Here is a 17,105-nt window from a genome sequence, read left to right on the forward strand (position 1 = left end):
TCTACTAACGAAGTATGAGTGAAGTTCCCTCCGGTATTCGCTTGGTCATGTTACTAAACGAGCGCCTGAACGAGATCATGGATCGTGAGCGTGCGAACCAAAACTCAATACACCTGTATTGTACGGGTCCCTACTGGGTAGCGTTCGAGCGTTCGGCCTACCAGTTGTATCGTGCGTTCCCGGATAGCGAGACCACGCCGCTGCGCCTGTACGCCTACCCGTTCCCGATCGTGATGGTGTCCGTGACGGATCGCTCGTTGCGTTCGTACGCCCGTAAACATATTTTGAGGCGGGACGAGACGGATTACGTGGTGCTGACCGTCCCCGAATCCTCCTTGACCGACTACCGAAGATGGCATGCCGGTGAGGTGGAGGGCTTGCCCCAGCTGACATGAACCCCAAATTTTATTCATGATGAACCTTTTTTCTAAACTCTCAACGTGGTATTTCTCAAGGAAAGCGTTGCCGTATTGGAGTATTATCCTGCTGGATTGCTTGGTGATCCTGTTTTCAGGCTTGCTGGTATATGCCTTGAATAACGGGATCTTCGCCACGATGGGCATCTTTTGGCACCTGTCGCTCACGTGGGGTGTTTGCCTAGTGCCTTATCTGGTGGGCTTTAGGCTGTTCCGTACGTATTCGGGCATCATTCGTTACTCTTCCTTCGTGGATTTGCAACGGGTGGGCTTTGCCGTGCTGTTTGGTGTGGTTTGCGTGGTGACCTTCCAAGAGTTTACGGATTTTTCGCCTTACTTGGTGTATATCCGTAAACGAGACCTTGTGCTATCCTCCCTGCTGGCGATGAGCTTGATGTGGGCGATGCGTGTGTTCGTGAAGTATTTCTACGTGACGACCTTTCGCCAGTCGAAGGCTGAACGTGCCTTTATCTTCGGCGTGAAGCAGGGCGGTATCAGTTTGGCGAAGAGCATCCAGAACCAAGATCCCGCACAGTACGTGTTGGCAGGCTTCGTCTCGGAGGCCGGGAACATGCAGAATCGTATATTGATGGGAGTGCGTGTGTACCCTTTCGATGAGGAGCTGATCGATGCCATGCGCCGGGAGCGGGCGACGATCCTTTTCGTCTCCCCCTTGAAGAGCGACTCCATTCGGGAACAGCCGGATATGGTGGCCCGTTTGGCGGAGGCGGGGATCAAGATCTACGTGACCCCGGCGGCGCAAGAATGGGATGGCAGGAGCGATTTGACGCATACACAACTCCGGAAGGTTGAGATCGAGGATCTGCTTCCCCGGGAAAAGATAGAGATAGACATGGAGGCGGTGGGCCGCTTGCTTCGTGGTCAACGCATCCTGATAACGGGAGCCGCCGGCAGCATCGGTGGCGAGATGGTGCGCCAGATCGCCTCGTTCGCTCCGGATCGCTTGATCTTGGTAGATCAGGCGGAAACTCCCTTGCACGACATCCGCTTGATGATGGCGAGGGATTGGCGGGATATCAACGCCTATACCTTGGTGGCGGACATCGCTAACAAGTCTCGCATGGAGGAGATCTTCTCGGAGCATCGCCCCGCCTATGTATTCCATGCGGCGGCTTATAAGCATGTTCCGATGATGGAGGATAATCCTTGCGAGAGTGTGGGTAACAACGTGGACGGTACCCGTGTGATCGCCGACTTGGCCGTGAAGTATGGCACGAGGAAATTCGTGATGATCTCCACGGACAAGGCGGTGAATCCTACGAACGTGATGGGTTGCTCGAAACGTATCTGCGAGATTTACGTGCAGAGCCTCGACAAGGCGATCAAGGAGGGCTATGTGGAAGGCGTGACGCAGTTCGTTACGACCCGCTTCGGCAACGTGCTGGGTTCTAACGGTTCCGTGATCCCATTGTTCCGTGAACAGATTGCCAAGGGCGGTCCCGTGACAGTGACGCATCCGGATATCATCCGTTTCTTCATGCTGATCCCGGAGGCCTGCCGGTTGGTATTGGAGGCGGGTACGATGGGTAACGGTGGGGAGATCTTCGTCTTCGACATGGGCAAGCCCGTGCGTATCATCGACTTGGCGAAACGTATGATTCAGCTTTCGGGCGCCAAGAACGTGGGGATCCGTTTCACGGGCCTTCGTGCCGGCGAGAAGCTGTACGAGGAGGTACTGAACGACGAGGAGATCACGCTGCCTACCTTCCATCCGAAGATCAAGATCGCCAAGGTACGGGAGTACGATTATGATACGGTTTGCCAAGATATAGATGAACTCGTCGGCCTAGGCCGCTCGAGGGACGATATGGCCATTGTAGGCAAGATGAAGGCGATCGTCCCCGAGTTCAAAAGCCGGCACTCCAAGTACGAGGTCTTGGATGGATAGCTTGTCGTTACTTTTCTCTTGAAAGAAAAGTAACCAAAAGTTCAAGGCTTAACCGGACGGGCTACTCCGAGACCTGCGCTCGCTGTCGCGTCCCAACTCGCTTCGCTCAGACAGGGACGCTCCTGCCGCTAGCTTCGGTCTCTCCGCTTTACGCCCGTCCGCTTAGGCCGGATGTAGAGCCTTCCGGCTCTGTGAGGAGGTCTCACATCCCCCTCTTTTGTAAGTATTATATTATGTATATGATATGCGCACATGTACTTAAATGTAAAGAGGGATGTGAAGAGTGAGAGCCAACTTTAAACTAGAGCATCTGGCAGGCTTGTAGTCCGAATGCTCCGGCGATTGTGGTGGCCACGGCAATGATGACTTTTAAGATAATGCTCCAAACGCTCTTCTTAGAGGTTTCCGGAGCAGGATAGGTTTGTGTGATCATGATGGTTGAATTTTTGATTTATAATTTATGAATTGAGAATTAAAATACCACGGAGGATATAAGAGGAAAGCGACGCTTTCCTTTGGACGGCCTCAGCGGACGGGCGTAAAGCGAAGAGACCGAAGCGAGCGTCCGGAGCATCCCTGTCTGAGCGAAGCGAGTTGGGATGCGACAGCGAGCGCAGGTCTCGAAGTAGCCCGTCAGCGTCAGCCTTGACCTTTTGGTTACTTTTGGGTCAAGCCAAAAGTAACACTAAATCTCGTCAGGCGACTCGGAGTCCGAGGAGCCGTTCTTACCGGAGATATCCACTGTTGTCTTACCGGCCTTCTGGGCCTTGATGACGGCGGCTTGGGCGGCCCGGGTGGGGACGAGGTTGAACTTGAGGCCTTGGAAGATGACTTGAAGTTCCTCGCCGGGGACGAACTGGATGTTCACCCCTTGATATAGTCGGAGGTGAACAGGTCGGCACTCGGCGCTCCCCCGGAATTGATCTGGAGGCGGAAGGCACCCAGATCGCCGAAATTCACCTGCTTACCGGCTTTCAGACCTTCCAGCATGCACTCGGTGGTGGCGATGAGCACGGCCGAAACGTCGGCTTGGTGCACTGTGCATTTACTCGCTATCAGGGTAGATAGCTCTTTTAGACTGAGCTCGCCGTTGGTTTGCGCCTTGGCGTAGGCTTTCTTGGGTTCCTCTTTTTTCAACGGGTTGCCCATCATGGCAATGGAATAGTTTAATGACATAATCGTAAGATATTTTAAGTGATACATAAAGAACTTGGGGGATGATGAGTTGAGTCCTCACGCTTGATGACTTGGCTTTTCGTGCTCCTTGATTTAAGTCTTCAGTTTGAAAGACTTAAGTCAATTAGGCGACTTTTCTTTATCGATAACCTGACAGCGAAGGTTGCCGGGTACGTAAGAGATATGGATCCATCGGGCGCCGGGCTCTAGAATGAGCTGAGTGAACTCGAGTCCGCACAGCTCGTGCGTCTCTTGTATCAGTCGGAACAAGAGGCGATGATCATCTGGAGAGCCGGCTATCAGGTCGGCGGCGCAACCGAGGAGGTGGTGACTGTGCTTGGCTCCCCCGATAAGGATGTTCAATTCGGGGCAGCGATAGCCGCTACTGATGACGATGGGGCTGCCCCAGACCCGCCGTAGCGGGTCTAGTAGCATTTCCACTAGGATCGTGACCATCCTCCGGGCCACCGGGGTGAGGCTGTTGTCGATCCCGTCTCGCCGGGCCGTGGCGGAGTCTTCAAACTCTTGATAATTAAAGTAGCGCATAGGGGACAAGGTTGATGTTTTTGTTTCTGTAGCAAAGATACGATAGGCGGAAAGCCCGGATATACCATTTGTTTCCACCTATTCGCTCTAGGAGAAGAATTTTAGGGTTCCCCTAAAAAATCATAGAATATCTGTACTTGCTTCGGCGTGATGGAGCGATCTTTCGAGTGATAACCATGACGGATAAGGGCCTCTTTCAGTCCTTTCACGTCACGGATATATCGGTTCAACTTATGCAAAGCGTTCGAAGGGGTGCCTGTCAGGCAATATTGACGGGCGAGATCTATTTTTTTCATCTGTATTGAATTTTAAAATGACTATAGGAGAGTTTCAAGTTTCAAGGTTTCATGAACCCTCTTTCCTCACACACACGTACGTACATTATAAGGGTTTCAAGTAAATCCCTTTATGCTCGCCATGCAGGAGGGCTCCGGAGTCGCATAGTCGGCGTAGCCATGTCTTGGCGGTGTTCTTGGGGATGTTGGCATGCTCGGCGGCCTCCATCCATTGGACGGTGGTGAACTCGTCCGGCATGGAGCTGAGCAGACTGTCCTTTTCCGAGAGGCCTCGGCTGGTGATCTCGCCGGTAGGCAGGAATGAGAGGATATGGGTGGCGTGGAGGTAGAGCGGCTCCGCCATTGTCAGAAGGGCGGCGAAGTCATCGTCGGTGATATGGAGTTCCCAGCCTCCGATGATCTTGTCCTTTAGGTTGTCGCTGTTGATGCCTTGGGCCGGCAGCAGTAATTCCGGTTGTTCCAAGGCACGAAGCATGGCTACCACCTCCATGAAACGTACGAGGTTGATGGCGAGGCGTACCACGGAACTGTTCATCTCCTGCCCGTTGGATTGCCGGGCACGCAGGAAAAGACGTACGAAGCTGTCGTTGAAAGCGGCTTGTTGCCGCTCGTCGAGGCGCAAGGTGATGGTACCCCGGCACTTGAGCTGATCGATCGTGGCCTTCCACTCGTAGCCCATCCGGTGGAATTCCTTCTCGGCGTCTACCTCGTCGACGGAGAATTGGTCGATCCATTCCCGGATCTGCGATTTGTAGTAGAAGACCTCACGGCTGAAGAGCCCGTTCTCGCCCGAGGGGATAAGCGGCGCTACCTGTCCGGGCGTACCCGAGAGCACCATTGAGAGGAAGGTGGAGTCGCATTCCCGGTATTCGTTATCGGTCCGTCGGTTGAACGAGAGCCCGGCATGGTCGAAAGCGTTACGGAGCGTATCGCTCCAATGCCCGTAATCACCCCCGATAGCGGTGGTGATGGTATCCGCCTCGGTCTCGAAAATGATACCGGTGCCGTCCGAATCGATGATATTTTGCAAGATACCCGTCCCGGTATTGTTGCCGGAGATGATAAACATACTGTTTTTAGGCATCTGGGGCATCTCCATCTTGGCTTTCTCCTTGCCTAAGGCATGATAGGCCGCCAAATCTTGGCGGTACTGTTTCATCGCTAGGTCCACTTGTTGGCGGATCTCCCGGTGGATAGGCTCGATAAACTTACGCAGCCACGCCATGATGCCCTTACCCGATGCGGGCGGAGCGATCACGAAGAGCTGGATACAGGGATAGATCCAATGCATCCCATAGAGGCAACGCACCGTCTTGCCCAAGGTGGCGCCTAGGGCGGTGAGAGCCGTGAGCAAAAGGATATCCCGCTGCTCGGCATTATCGGTGAAACCGAGGATGTCCCGTAGCAACGAGGGCCATGGATAGCCGGGTACCAGCCGTGGCAGGGAGGTGTAAGGCTCGCTGCCGATGTGGAGTGGGGCGTCGTTTGCCTCGGTTTCCCGATCGCTGGTCTCGTGGGCTTGATCTACCGTATCGGCTGTATTATATGTACTCACACGTGTGTGTGAGGAAAAGGGTTTCGTGAAACCTTGAAACTTGAAACCTATTTCCACGCCCGCCAGCTTGGCCAAGTGGAAAGCGGTGCCCAGATGGACATTCTGGTTTCCGGTGCGCAAGGCACTGGAGAAAAGCTTGTTGGCGTGTAGGGCGTTGAACTTGGGCGATGGCTCGCAGAGACTGATGAAGTCGCTACGTCCTGCCTCCCCGCAATCGGTGGCGATGGCGAAAGCCAATTGTACATACTCGGCGTAAGTGGGGGCGATGTCGGCATGGGCCGCCCGTACCGCTTCTACTAGTTTGGAAAGATCGTTGTTCATGGTATGAATATTTTAGCGTTAGAATCGTGAGACAAGAAACAGCAGCGGGCGATATCCTTGCCACAGGTATCCACCTCACCTTTGAAGGTGTCGGCATACAGGAGCTGTATGTAACTCATGGCCCATCGAACGGTCTCGTCTCCGGGTATGAAAAGTTTCACTCCAAGTCCTCCGGGGCTGACAAAGGCGAGGCGGGTCCCGAGATAGGGGTCCTCGAAGAGGTGGTCCCGGAGTTGTTCCGCCTCCTCGAGAGAGGCGAGATGGTCGATATCGACCACTACCAACCCCGAGGCGGAGATGAGAGCGTCGCTCTTACGACGGGAAAAAACGCCGTGGGGCGTTACGAACGGCAGTTGTCGCTGTTTGAGTTGGCGGTATTCCGCTACCCTGCCTTCCCGGATGAAGGCGCGTAATTCGTTGGTAACCGTTTCGAGAGATTTATCCTCGGTGATCCATCGGTACACTTCCCGTAGTGTACAGTTCCCGGTAGGAAGCGTGTTGGTGATGGGAGGAAGAAAGTAAGACATTTGTTGGTCCATATCAATAGGATTTCAGATTAATTTTCTAAAGCTATTGCTAATAATTGATTCTGCGTTTCAGCCTATAGGCTGAAATATCGGATGATTGTTTAATAAAAATTAGCATAGTATGAAGGAAAATTTAGATTTGAACCAGATTTTATTTGATGAGTTAGTGGAATTTCCACGTAAGCGGTTAGGAATCTCCATCCGTGAGTTTTGTGCGGAGGCCCACGTAGGCACCGCCACCTACAGCAAAGCGAAAAAAAAAGAGTATCAATCCCCAGAGTCTGACCCGCTTGGTACAAGAACTATGCGTAGAGATGGATGAACCGGAGTTCATGGGGTATGGGGCCGGGGCGCTCAAGGAGGTGTATAGGGCGATGAGGCGTGGAATAGAAAAATAGAGGGTTGAAAATTGATCGTTTAGGGAAATAACGTTATATTTGTCTTGACGAACCAATAAACAGAGACGAAGATGGAAGGGCGGCGATTATATCCGATAGGGATACAGACATTCTCCAAATTGAGAGAGGGGAATTATGTGTATGTAGATAAGACGGAATTGGTCTACCGAATGACACACGGCGCGTCTGGTTATATATTCTTGAGCCGTCCCCGCCGCTTCGGGAAGTCGTTGCTTACTTCTACGCTCCATAGTTATTTTGAGGGGCGAAAGGAATTGTTCGAGGACTTGGCCATCGAGCGCCTGGAGAAGGAGTGGACAAGGTATCCGGTGCTTCATTTCGACATGAGCACGGCGAAGCATATGGACAAGGATCGGCTTCTGAGTGAGCTGGAGAGGAAATTGTATGGTTACGAGCAGATATACGGACGTGATGAGAGCGCTATTTATACGAACCAACGTCTGGAAAGTCTCATCCAACGTGCCTACGCCCAGACCGGTCAAAAGGTGGTTGTCTTGATCGACGAGTACGACGCTCCCTTGCTGGACGTGGTGCATGAGGAGAAGGAGCTGCCGAGGCTTCGCGACGTGATGCGTAACTTCTATAGTCCGCTGAAAGCCTGCGATCCTTATTTGCGTTTCGTATTCTTGACAGGTATCACGAAGTTCTCTCAATTGAGCATCTTCAGCGAGTTGAACAATATCAAGAATATCAGCATGCTCCCGGAGTACGCCGCCCTCTGTGGCATCACGGAGGAGGAGATGCGTGAGCATATGGGTGAGGGTATCGGTCGTTTGGCCGACAACCTCGGCGTTTCTCCGGAGGGTGCCTTGGGTGCCTTGAAATCGAATTATGACGGTTACCATTTCACGTGGCCGTCGCCCGATATATACAACCCGTTCAGCCTGTTGAACGCCTTGGCCGACAGTAAACTAAATTCCTATTGGTTCGGTAGCGGTACGCCCACCTATTTGATCGAGATGCTGAACAAGTATCACGTGAAACCCCAGCAAATAGGCGCACGCAAGGTTTTGGCAGAGTCGTTTGACGCACCCACGGAACGGATGGTCGATATTACGCCATTGCTCTATCAGAGCGGTTACATCACGATAAAGGACTATTCCTCGCTCACGAATTTGTACACGCTTGACATCCCCAATAAAGAGGTTCGTATGGGATTGATGAAAAGCTTATTGCCCAATTATTTGCATCAATACACAGCGGATGGACTTACTACGGTAGCCCTTCTTTTCGAGGCGATCTCTGGAGAGCGGATGGACGATGCCCTGCGTTTATTGCAGACCTTCCTGTCCACCATCCCCCAATGTGACAATACGGATTACGAGGGCCATTACCAGTCCTTGCTTTACACGATCTTCAGCCTGCTAGGAATGTATGTGGACGTGGAAGTCCGTACCCCGAAAGGCCGTGTGGATATGGTGATGCGCACACCGACAACACTCTATGTCGTGGAATTGAAGTTAAACAGGACTGCGGATATAGCCCTTGAGCAAATCAATTTGCGCAATTACCCGGAGCACTTCGCCCTTTGTGGGTTGCCGATCATAAAGGTTGGGATTAATTTTGATAGTGAGCGGCATACGTTGGGGGATTGGGTTATTGAATGAAGTAAACGCAATCGTACTTTGCTTATAGGCATCCTATAAAATCACATTGGTTACGAGCCAATGCTAAATTTTCTACGTTTAATTTTTACATAAAACCAGATAGGTACTATAAAGGTGCCTATGTATTGGTGTATGCTTTAAATTGAGTACTAACTAAAATATACAGACATGAATATTGCTATTGTAGGCACGGGCTATGTAGGCTTGGTGTCAGGCACTTGTTTTGCCGAGATGGGCATAAATGTCACTTGTGTGGACGTGAACGAGCAGAAGATTCAGTCCTTACTTAACGGGGAGATTCCCATCTATGAGCCGGGATTGGAAGATATGGTGAAGAAGAACGTAGCGGCTGGTCGTATGCGTTTTACCACGGATCTGACTGTTTGCTTGGATGACGTGGAGATTGTTTTCTCTGCTGTAGGTACACCTCCTGATGAGGATGGTTCGGCCGACTTGAAATATGTGTTGGAGGTGGCGAAGACCTTTGGCCAACATGTGAAGAAATATACCATCTTGGTGACTAAATCGACGGTTCCCGTGGGTACGGCACAAAAGGTGAAGGCTGCTATCCAAGCGGAGTTAGATAAACGGGGTGAACAAGTCGAATTTGACGTGGCTTCCAATCCTGAGTTCTTGAAAGAGGGAGCCGCTATCAAGGACTTTATGGCTCCCGATCGGGTAGTGGTCGGTACGGAGAGCGAACGTGCCCGCAAAATCATGTCTAAACTTTATAAGCCATTCATGTTAAGTGGTGAACGGATGATTTTTACCGATATACCTTCTGCGGAGATGATCAAGTATGCCGCTAATTCAATGTTGGCAACCCGTATCTCTTTTATGAACGACATCGCCAACCTGTGTGAGCTGGTCGGAGCTGACGTGAATATGGTGCGTAAAGGTATAGGTTCCGATACCCGTATCGGTAAGAAATTCCTCTATGCCGGGTGCGGCTATGGAGGCAGTTGCTTCCCGAAGGACGTGAAGGCTTTGATCAAGACCGCTGAGCAGAACGGCTATCCGATGCAGGTTTTACAAGCGGTGGAGGCGGTGAACGAGCGCCAGAAGTCCATTCTTTTCGAGAAGTTGTTGAGGTATTTTGGAGGAGATATCCAAGGTAAGACTATCGCCCTATGGGGGTTGGCTTTCAAGCCGGAGACGGATGATATGCGGGAGGCTCCTGCCTTGGTTTTGATCGAGAAGATCCGTCAAGCGGGTGCTACGGTACGAGTGTATGACCCGATCGCCATGACGGAATGCAAGCGTCGTATCGGGGATCAGGTAATTTATTGCAAAGATATGTATGAGGCGACGCTCGATGCGGATGCGTTGTTACTGGTGACCGAGTGGAAGGAGTTCCGCATGCCTAGCTTGACTGCATTAAGCCGAATTATGGCGAATAAAGTCGTGATCGATGGTCGTAACATCTATGATGCGGAAGATATGCGTGAGAATGGTTTCGTTTATTACAAAATCGGATAAGGGGAGTTTATGAGAATATTAGTGACCGGGGCGGCAGGCTTCATCGGTTTTCATACCGTGAAGCGTCTGCTGGAACGGGGTGACGAGGTAGTAGGTTTGGATAATATTAACGACTACTACGATATCAACCTCAAATACGGGCGATTGGCAGAGACCGGGATCAACCGGGAGGCTGTGGATTGGTATAAGTTTACGCAAAGTGATCGCTATCCCCACTACCGTTTTATCCGGATGAATCTGGAGGATACGCAGGCTATGCAGATGTTGTTCGCCAACGAGGGGTTTGATAAGGTGATCAATTTGGCAGCCCAGGCGGGGGTGCGTTACTCTATTACCAATCCGCAAGTTTATGTGAGTAGTAATTTGGATGGCTTCCTAAATATCTTGGAGGGATGCCGTCATCATCAGATAAAGCATCTGGTTTACGCCTCCAGCAGTAGTGTATACGGTTTGAATGGCAAGGTACCTTTCTCTGAACATGACAGTATTGCCCATCCGGTGAGTCTTTATGCCGCCACGAAGAAGAGCAACGAACTGATGGCGCATACCTACAGTCATTTGTATGGTATTCCCTCGACAGGATTGCGTTTCTTCACGGTCTATGGTCCGTGGGGGCGGCCTGATATGTCTCCCTTCTTATTCGCTGATGCTATCTTAAATGATCGTTCTATAAAAGTGTTTAATAACGGTGATATGCTTCGAGATTTTACATACATAGACGATATAGTCGAAGGGGTGATCAGAGTATTGGATCATACGGCTACCTCCAATCCTGTATGGGAGGCGCAAAAAACAGATCCAGCCACGTCTTCGGCACCCTATAGGGTCTATAACATTGGTAATTCTCATCCTGTTAGGTTGATGGACTTCATTGCTGCCATAGAGACTGCTTGTGGCCATGAGGCAAAGAAAGAGTTTCTTCCCATGCAACCCGGAGATGTTTACCAGACGAATGCGGATACGACTCTGTTGCAAATGGAGATGGGATATAAACCTCGCACGCCAATAGAGGAAGGGGTGAGGAAGACGGTAGAATGGTATAAAGGGTTTTATAAGGAAGTTTGGTGATCGGTAAAATCTTTCTTCTATCTAAATACTTTTACCGGAAAAGCTTCTGCTATAGGAACAAATAAGTTATGTTTGTGATTGAATCGTGATAGGAAAGAGATGAATTCAATTTTGTGAGATCAACTAGATGCGATAAAGGAACTATGCAAGCGTTACAAGGTACGTAGCTTGTTTTTTCCTGTTCTGTGAAGATTTCGAGATTTACGAAGCACAACCGATATTGATCTCTTGATAGAGCTCGATCTGTCCATTACCATAGAGGAGTGTTGGGAGAGAAAAGGGATTTCATCGCTTACGAGCAAAACAAGTTGTTGCGTCGGACAGTAGAACGTAACTGGAATTATAGGGGAAGCTATTAATCGTTTATTGGATATACAAATTGAAAATGGGAGAAGGAACATTGATTTAAGAGATTTTGTCATATATGGTTATATAAGGTGGACAATACGATTATCTGGAGTGTTATCAGTAAAGATTTAACGAAACTTAAGCAACAAGTAGACTATCTCCAGGGATAGATAACAATATTGTAGAAGACTCCTATCTTTTGAAAGATACCAGAAAACATTCAAAACAATCCGACTTTTTGACAAAATTTGTAAGAGAAGTGTTGTAATGTGGCTTTCCGTATGGGATATGTCAAAATTGGGCACTAACATAAGCTATTCAGAATGTTGCGACAAGCTAAAAAATTATATTTGCATTATAAGATTATTTGTGATAATTTTTTATTTGTGGCATTGGTTCAAGGGTTTGAACTAATTGCTCCATTGATTACCTATCCTTACCTTGTGGGTGTATTAGGGATGGATCTCTATGGTATGGTGCTTACGGCACAGGTGTTGGTAAGTTATGCCACGTTACTTATTGAATTTGGTTCCAATTCAGTGTGTGCTAAGAGCGTGTCTATTCATCAGGATGATAAGGAGAAACAATCGGAAATTGTTTCTTCCGTATTGACTACCCGCTTTTTGCTTTGGGGGATCAGTTTCTTTGTCTACATGGCAGTGGTGTGGGGTATTCCTGACTACAGGACGCATTGGCAGTTGTTCCTGTTCTCTTATCTGTTAACTTTACAGGAGCTCCTATTTCTTCAATTCTTTTTTCAAGGAATTGAGAAGTTGAAGTTTGTTTCCTTATTGACTATCATAGTCAAGTTTGTGTTTATCTCTTTGGTGTTCATTTTCGTGAAGGACCAAAGTCATTATTTATATGTTCCCATATTTTATGGTGTGGGATATGTATTAGCCGGATTGATTGCACTGTACATCGTGTTTTGTAAAATGGATATCCGTTTTGTCATGCCTAGCTTCAAACAGCAATGGGGGTACGTAAAAGAATGTTCTCCTATTTTAGCGACGAATTTGGTCTGTACTATTAAAAATAAATTTAACTATATGTTTGTGGGAGTATTTCTCGGTATGGGCGATGTCGTGATTTATGATTTAGGACTTAAACTGATGGGGGTGATTTCAAAACCCACCAGTGTCATAACGACGGTGTTGTTACCGCAATTTGCTAGGAATAAAAGTGTGAGGAATCTGAAAATTACGATGGTTTTAGTTTTTGTTATTAATCTTGTGATGGTAACTTTTCTTAATATATTTATGGAATCAATTGTGGACTTTTTCTTACATCGACACATCGATATGATACCTTTACGCCTGTTTTCATTGGTGCCATTATTTTTGGGTGTATCTGTCTTTTTGGCAACTAATTTTATGATCGCATTTGGGCATAATAGGTATTTCTTTTATTCAATTTTAGTAACTACATTTGCTTATTTAATCTTATTGTTTTTAGTTTGGATAACAGGGTATACACGTTCGTTGTATAGCTTTATTTTTATTGCTCTTATTACCTATATAGTCGAATTAATTTATCGGTTGTATGTTTTTAGAATGTTGAATGTGAGCAAATGTTAGAAAAAATAAATATGAATTTATTAATATTTCATTGAAATCGGAACAAGTTAAACATTAATCAAATAATTCTAAAAAAAGGAAATATTGAGTTCTTTAATATTGTTTTAATTGGTTTTTTGATAGATTTTTTTGTCTGTAAAAAGAGTTGTTTTAAAGACTGATTTGTTTATTTTAATGAGATGGTATTGAGTCTTTATATATTAATGTGAATGGATATGGCTAGGTATATAAAATTATTGAATGCTTTAATCTATCGTACAAAGAGATGGATGCCGGCTAAACTTTATCTTTCAATACGCTATTATTTGATATTTGGAAAGTCTATTGATTGGGATAATCCTAAGGGGTTTAATGAAAAATTGAATTGGATGAAATTAAACTATCATAACCCTCTATTTACGATGATGGCGGATAAGTATTGGGTAAAATCTTATGTGAAACAATTGATAGGCGAGGAATATGTAGTTCCTTGCTATGGATGCTGGAAAAATGTAGGTGATATTGATTTTAGTAGGTTACCAGAACGTGTATTCTTGAAATCTAATCACGATAGTGGCGGTGGAATCTTGGTCGATAAGAAGAAAGGTATTGATCGTAAGACACTGCATCGTCGGTTTAATCGTAATACGATGGATAGGAGAAATTATTATTGGCATTTACGTGAATGGCCTTACAAGTACATAGAACCGCTTATATTGGCAGAGACATATTTAAATGAGGGTACTGGCCATGAATTACATGATTATAAGTTCTTTTGTTTTAATGGCAAACCTACTTATATGTATGTGACAAATAAAGGAAAGGTTATTCGTGAAAACTTTTATGATATGGATTTTCAACCTGTAAATATCAATCATGGTTTTGAGCGGACGATACCAGAGTATGGTGTTCCTGATAATTTTGAGAAGATGAAAGAATTGGCAGCTATACTGTCAAAAGACTTGGCTTTTGTACGTGTTGATTTCTTTAATGTGAATGGTCATTTGTATTTTGGTGAATTTACATTCTATGACTGGGGAGGAATGAAACCGTTACATGGTGATTGGGAACGAAAGTTGGGGGATTTGATAAGGTTACCGAAGTAATATTAGATGATATTTCACTTTAAGTAATCGCTTTAATCGGACAGAAAATGAAAAAAATATTATGTTTTATCGGTTCCATGAGAGGTGGTGGATCCCAACGTCAGATGTTTGAACTAATAAAAGTATTGCATGCGGAAGGACATGCGATAACGTTGCTTACTTATTCCCGTAGTAATCAATATCGTTTGCCGGATGGTGTCGTTTGGGAAACGATCGATTGTCCATCGAGAATTCTTAAAATATTTTCGCTTTATACGTTCTTATGGATTAGAAAATATGATGTCGTTATCTCCTTTATACAATATTTTAGCGTACAAATACTTCCTTTTTATTGGATAAATCGTAAGAATAGACCTCTGATTATCTGTGGGGAGCGGAACATTACTTTGAAGCCAGATTGGTTTGAACCATTTTTATTTAAGTTATACCATGAAGTGACGGATTATATCGTGCCCAACACGTATTATCAAAAAGAGTATATATCAAAAGTAAGTCCCCTTTTGAAAGATAAGATTCATGTGATTTATAACAGTATTGACACAGACTACTTTTATCCAAGGAGAAAGAAGTGTTTAGGACCCATAAGAGAAATAATTGTAACAGCTCGTTATGTGCCACAAAAAAATCCTTACATATTACTGGAGGTTATAAAGAAATTAAAGGCCAAAAATGTGATTGGTTTTCATTTCTCTTGGTATGGCGATTTGGAAAGTAAGGCCGATTCTGTAAAGGAGGTGATTGGGAATATGAGGAAGATCATAGCGGAGAATTTATTGGATGATCTGATCTCATTAAACGGATATAGTGAGGATCCTTGCAGATTGTATCAAGGGGCTGATTGTTTTTGTTTACCCTCTTTACATGAAGGAGTACCTAATTCTATGATCGAGGCCATGTCTTGTGAGTTACCTTGTATAGTGAGCGCTGTCGCTGATAATTCTTTGATTGTAAGAGATGAAGAAAATGGTTTCCTTTTTGATCCTAAAGACGTAGACGATTTTTGTCGTACGGTGGTAAGGTATTTGAATTTATCGGAAGAGCAATCATTTTTGATGGGGCGTAACGCTCGCTTAACAGTGAAGGAGAAATTCTCAAGTGCAATTTTTGCAGAAGCCTATATCAATTTGATAAAATAGGATGAGTGAATAGTAGATAATATCTCTTAATATATTAAATAGTGTGTATACTTCTTGCTTTGTGTATGAGATATGTCAAAATTTAGCGCTAATATTAATATGCTATTGTGATGGTTGAAGTTTTAGATCTGTTGTGTTTTGTTTGGGGTAGTATTTTCTTTATTCTGTCTGTAAAATCTATATCTTACGGAAGATTAAATGCATATTATATTTTTACTTTAGTGTTCTTCTTTTTTCATTTTCCATCTTTGATAATTGATCATTTATTTTCAGATCAGATTGTTGTATTTTATGAAAGTCCTAACTTGTTTAATGCTTTGATTGATAGCGATGTTGCTATTATTTATGATATTTCAATATGTTTTATTATATTTATTCTATATTATAACTCATTAAAGGATAAAAATGTTATATTTCTGGATATTATTAAAAAAATACAATATTTTCAGTTGGGTAAAATAACAAACATGATTTTTATTTTTTGTATGTTATTGCCTGCTTTAAGTATATTGATAGCGCCAGACTCTTCTATTTATGGAATATGGGCTTATCCATATAGATATAGTATGTCTGTTGAAGATGATTTATTTCATGAAACTGTTATGTTTACTGCTTTAAATGTTTCTTTTTTTTGTATGATTTTTTATGCATTACAGAATAAAAAGTCTGATTTATTAATATGTCTTAATATTTTAATTATAACTTGGCTTTCTTTTAAAAGAACATTTATTGTGTTTTCTGCAATTGTGTTGATATTTATTGAATATTTGAAAGGTAATTTTTTTTTAAAAGCAAAACAATCAATCGTTAAATCAATCTTTTTGGTCTTGGTTTGTGTATATTATTTTATTTATTATACAATTAATACAGGAAAAGGAACGGATGTGCCTTTTTATTATTTATATACTCTCTATTATAGTCGTCATTATTCTTTAAAAGTTGCAATTTATGATCAGCTTAATGGAATGAGTATGTTGACTTATAGGGGGGAGTCTTTTTTGTTTGATTTGTTTTTTTATATACCTAGGTCTATATGGAATGATAAACCGTCTTTTTTTACTCAATATTTTACTAATTATTGTAAAGATAAAGATCCTGAATCTTTTTCTTTAGTCTTTTATTACGTTAATATATGGTCTGAATTTGTAGCTAATTTTCATCTGTTTGGAATATTTATCGCTTTTTTATTTATAAAAATAATTATTAATATTTCTGAGAAATCAAATAATAAATGTGCTTATGTTCTTGCGATACTTTTTTTAACGTTTTACTTTTTTTGGGGAATTCAACCTCAAACTATGATTATTATAGCATTATGGTTTGTTACGCTTTTTGTCGGTTTGATTAGAAGGAGAATAAATAATATTTGAACAATTAATAGTTGAGTTATAAAAAAGGAATATGTTGTTGTTAATTATGAGTATTTGTAATGAAACTTTTATTTATATAATGTATAAACTATTAATGAAAATGTATTCTGAATGATTGTGTTAACGGGTATATTATTTTTGTAAATTCCCATTTGAATAATTTGCTAATATCCGTTTATATATCAATTTTTCATAGGTTCGGTAGATTTTGCTATAAGTAAACATTTTAATATTTAAATAATGAATTTTATTTTTAGACACGTAAAAGAA

Annotated in this window: 15 protein-coding genes and 1 pseudogene; 10 read left to right on the forward strand and 6 right to left on the reverse strand. The window is 44.5% G+C overall.

The window, feature by feature from the left end:
* The first annotated feature begins 14 nt into the window (after positions 1-14).
* Both ACESPU_RS15595 and ACESPU_RS15600 read left to right on the forward strand, forming a co-directional pair.
* On the forward strand, positions 15-395 hold the full coding sequence (locus tag ACESPU_RS15595) for a hypothetical protein (protein ID WP_217772967.1): 381 nt from the start codon (positions 15-17) through the stop codon (positions 393-395).
* Positions 396-411: 16 nt separating this feature from the next.
* Positions 412-2,325, forward strand: coding sequence for a nucleoside-diphosphate sugar epimerase/dehydratase (locus ACESPU_RS15600; RefSeq protein ID WP_121961428.1), 1,914 nt, complete (start codon positions 412-414; stop codon positions 2,323-2,325).
* 301 nt (positions 2,326-2,626) lie between these two features.
* Here ACESPU_RS15600 and ACESPU_RS15605 read toward each other — a convergent pair whose 3' ends face one another.
* The 6 genes and pseudogenes from ACESPU_RS15605 to ACESPU_RS15630 all read right to left on the reverse strand — a co-directional run bounded on the left by ACESPU_RS15605 (position 2,627) and on the right by ACESPU_RS15630 (position 6,758).
* Positions 2,627-2,758 carry a smalltalk protein gene (locus ACESPU_RS15605; RefSeq protein WP_005868555.1) on the reverse strand — a complete coding sequence of 44 codons (132 nt, stop codon included), beginning with the start codon at positions 2,756-2,758 and terminating at the stop codon, positions 2,627-2,629.
* A gap of 252 nt (positions 2,759-3,010) precedes the next feature.
* Positions 3,011-3,501: pseudogene (locus ACESPU_RS15610) on the reverse strand (DNA-binding protein).
* A 120-nt stretch (positions 3,502-3,621) separates the two neighbouring features.
* The gene (locus tag ACESPU_RS15615) at positions 3,622-4,047 is read right to left on the reverse strand and encodes a D-Ala-D-Ala carboxypeptidase family metallohydrolase (protein WP_008779379.1); all 426 of its coding nucleotides are present in this window, start codon (positions 4,045-4,047) and stop codon (positions 3,622-3,624) included.
* Positions 4,048-4,148: 101 nt separating this feature from the next.
* On the reverse strand, positions 4,149-4,343 hold the full coding sequence (locus ACESPU_RS15620; protein ID WP_005868558.1) for a DUF4248 domain-containing protein: 195 nt from the start codon (positions 4,341-4,343) through the stop codon (positions 4,149-4,151).
* An 85-nt stretch (positions 4,344-4,428) separates the two neighbouring features.
* Positions 4,429-6,219, reverse strand: a complete 1,791-nt coding sequence (locus ACESPU_RS15625; RefSeq protein WP_217772969.1) for a DUF3987 domain-containing protein — start codon at positions 6,217-6,219, stop codon at positions 4,429-4,431.
* Positions 6,216-6,758 carry a BT4734/BF3469 family protein gene (locus ACESPU_RS15630; RefSeq protein WP_005858738.1) on the reverse strand — a complete coding sequence of 181 codons (543 nt, stop codon included), beginning with the start codon at positions 6,756-6,758 and terminating at the stop codon, positions 6,216-6,218. Before ACESPU_RS15630 ends, ACESPU_RS15625 begins: the two co-directional genes overlap by 4 nt.
* Positions 6,759-6,867: 109 nt before the next feature.
* Between ACESPU_RS15630 and ACESPU_RS15635 the strand changes: the two genes are divergently transcribed.
* From ACESPU_RS15635 to ACESPU_RS15670, 8 genes are all read left to right on the forward strand, one after another.
* Positions 6,868-7,068, forward strand: a complete 201-nt coding sequence (locus tag ACESPU_RS15635; RefSeq protein ID WP_005868570.1) for a hypothetical protein — start codon at positions 6,868-6,870, stop codon at positions 7,066-7,068.
* Positions 7,069-7,215: 147 nt separating this feature from the next.
* Complete coding sequence (locus tag ACESPU_RS15640; protein ID WP_373133490.1) at positions 7,216-8,772, forward strand: ATP-binding protein; 1,557 nt, start codon at positions 7,216-7,218, stop codon at positions 8,770-8,772.
* A 168-nt stretch (positions 8,773-8,940) separates the two neighbouring features.
* Positions 8,941-10,251 carry a UDP-glucose/GDP-mannose dehydrogenase family protein gene (locus ACESPU_RS15645; protein ID WP_121961424.1) on the forward strand — a complete coding sequence of 437 codons (1,311 nt, stop codon included), beginning with the start codon at positions 8,941-8,943 and terminating at the stop codon, positions 10,249-10,251.
* 9 nt (positions 10,252-10,260) lie between these two features.
* Positions 10,261-11,319 (forward strand): NAD-dependent epimerase, encoded by a 1,059-nt coding sequence (locus ACESPU_RS15650; protein WP_121961423.1) that lies wholly within the window; start codon positions 10,261-10,263, stop codon positions 11,317-11,319.
* A gap of 671 nt (positions 11,320-11,990) precedes the next feature.
* On the forward strand, positions 11,991-13,244 hold the full coding sequence (locus ACESPU_RS15655; RefSeq protein ID WP_121961422.1) for an oligosaccharide flippase family protein: 1,254 nt from the start codon (positions 11,991-11,993) through the stop codon (positions 13,242-13,244).
* Between the two features lie 215 nt (positions 13,245-13,459).
* Entirely contained in the window at positions 13,460-14,329 is an 870-nt protein-coding gene (locus tag ACESPU_RS15660) for an ATP-grasp fold amidoligase family protein (protein WP_158563022.1), read from the forward strand.
* Between the two features lie 47 nt (positions 14,330-14,376).
* Positions 14,377-15,465, forward strand: coding sequence for a glycosyltransferase family 4 protein (locus ACESPU_RS15665; RefSeq protein WP_373133492.1), 1,089 nt, complete (start codon positions 14,377-14,379; stop codon positions 15,463-15,465).
* 110 nt (positions 15,466-15,575) lie between these two features.
* Positions 15,576-16,835, forward strand: a complete 1,260-nt coding sequence (locus ACESPU_RS15670) for a hypothetical protein (RefSeq protein ID WP_121961419.1) — start codon at positions 15,576-15,578, stop codon at positions 16,833-16,835.
* The last annotated feature ends 270 nt before the right edge of the window (positions 16,836-17,105 follow it).

Source organism: Parabacteroides sp. 20_3, assembly GCF_964238835.1.
Classification (GTDB): domain Bacteria; phylum Bacteroidota; class Bacteroidia; order Bacteroidales; family Tannerellaceae; genus Parabacteroides; species Parabacteroides distasonis.

Bases quoted from the DNA above. Each gene is read 5' to 3' on its own strand.
- ACESPU_RS15655 (WP_121961422.1), top strand. From the start codon at position 11,991: ATGTTGCGACAAGCTAAAAAATTATATTTGCATTATAAGATTATTTGT.
- ACESPU_RS15620 (WP_005868558.1), bottom strand. From the start codon at position 4,343: ATGAAAAAAATAGATCTCGCCCGTCAATATTGCCTGACAGGCACCCCT.
- ACESPU_RS15600 (WP_121961428.1), top strand. From the start codon at position 412: ATGATGAACCTTTTTTCTAAACTCTCAACGTGGTATTTCTCAAGGAAA.
- ACESPU_RS15665 (WP_373133492.1), top strand. From the start codon at position 14,377: ATGAAAAAAATATTATGTTTTATCGGTTCCATGAGAGGTGGTGGATCC.
- ACESPU_RS15640 (WP_373133490.1), top strand. From the start codon at position 7,216: ATGGAAGGGCGGCGATTATATCCGATAGGGATACAGACATTCTCCAAA.
- ACESPU_RS15625 (WP_217772969.1), bottom strand. From the start codon at position 6,219: ATGAACAACGATCTTTCCAAACTAGTAGAAGCGGTACGGGCGGCCCAT.
- ACESPU_RS15645 (WP_121961424.1), top strand. From the start codon at position 8,941: ATGAATATTGCTATTGTAGGCACGGGCTATGTAGGCTTGGTGTCAGGC.
- ACESPU_RS15650 (WP_121961423.1), top strand. From the start codon at position 10,261: ATGAGAATATTAGTGACCGGGGCGGCAGGCTTCATCGGTTTTCATACC.
- ACESPU_RS15635 (WP_005868570.1), top strand. From the start codon at position 6,868: ATGAAGGAAAATTTAGATTTGAACCAGATTTTATTTGATGAGTTAGTG.
- ACESPU_RS15670 (WP_121961419.1), top strand. From the start codon at position 15,576: ATGGTTGAAGTTTTAGATCTGTTGTGTTTTGTTTGGGGTAGTATTTTC.
- ACESPU_RS15615 (WP_008779379.1), bottom strand. From the start codon at position 4,047: ATGCGCTACTTTAATTATCAAGAGTTTGAAGACTCCGCCACGGCCCGG.
- ACESPU_RS15605 (WP_005868555.1), bottom strand. From the start codon at position 2,758: ATGATCACACAAACCTATCCTGCTCCGGAAACCTCTAAGAAGAGCGTT.
- ACESPU_RS15660 (WP_158563022.1), top strand. From the start codon at position 13,460: ATGGCTAGGTATATAAAATTATTGAATGCTTTAATCTATCGTACAAAG.
- ACESPU_RS15630 (WP_005858738.1), bottom strand. From the start codon at position 6,758: ATGGACCAACAAATGTCTTACTTTCTTCCTCCCATCACCAACACGCTT.
- ACESPU_RS15595 (WP_217772967.1), top strand. From the start codon at position 15: ATGAGTGAAGTTCCCTCCGGTATTCGCTTGGTCATGTTACTAAACGAG.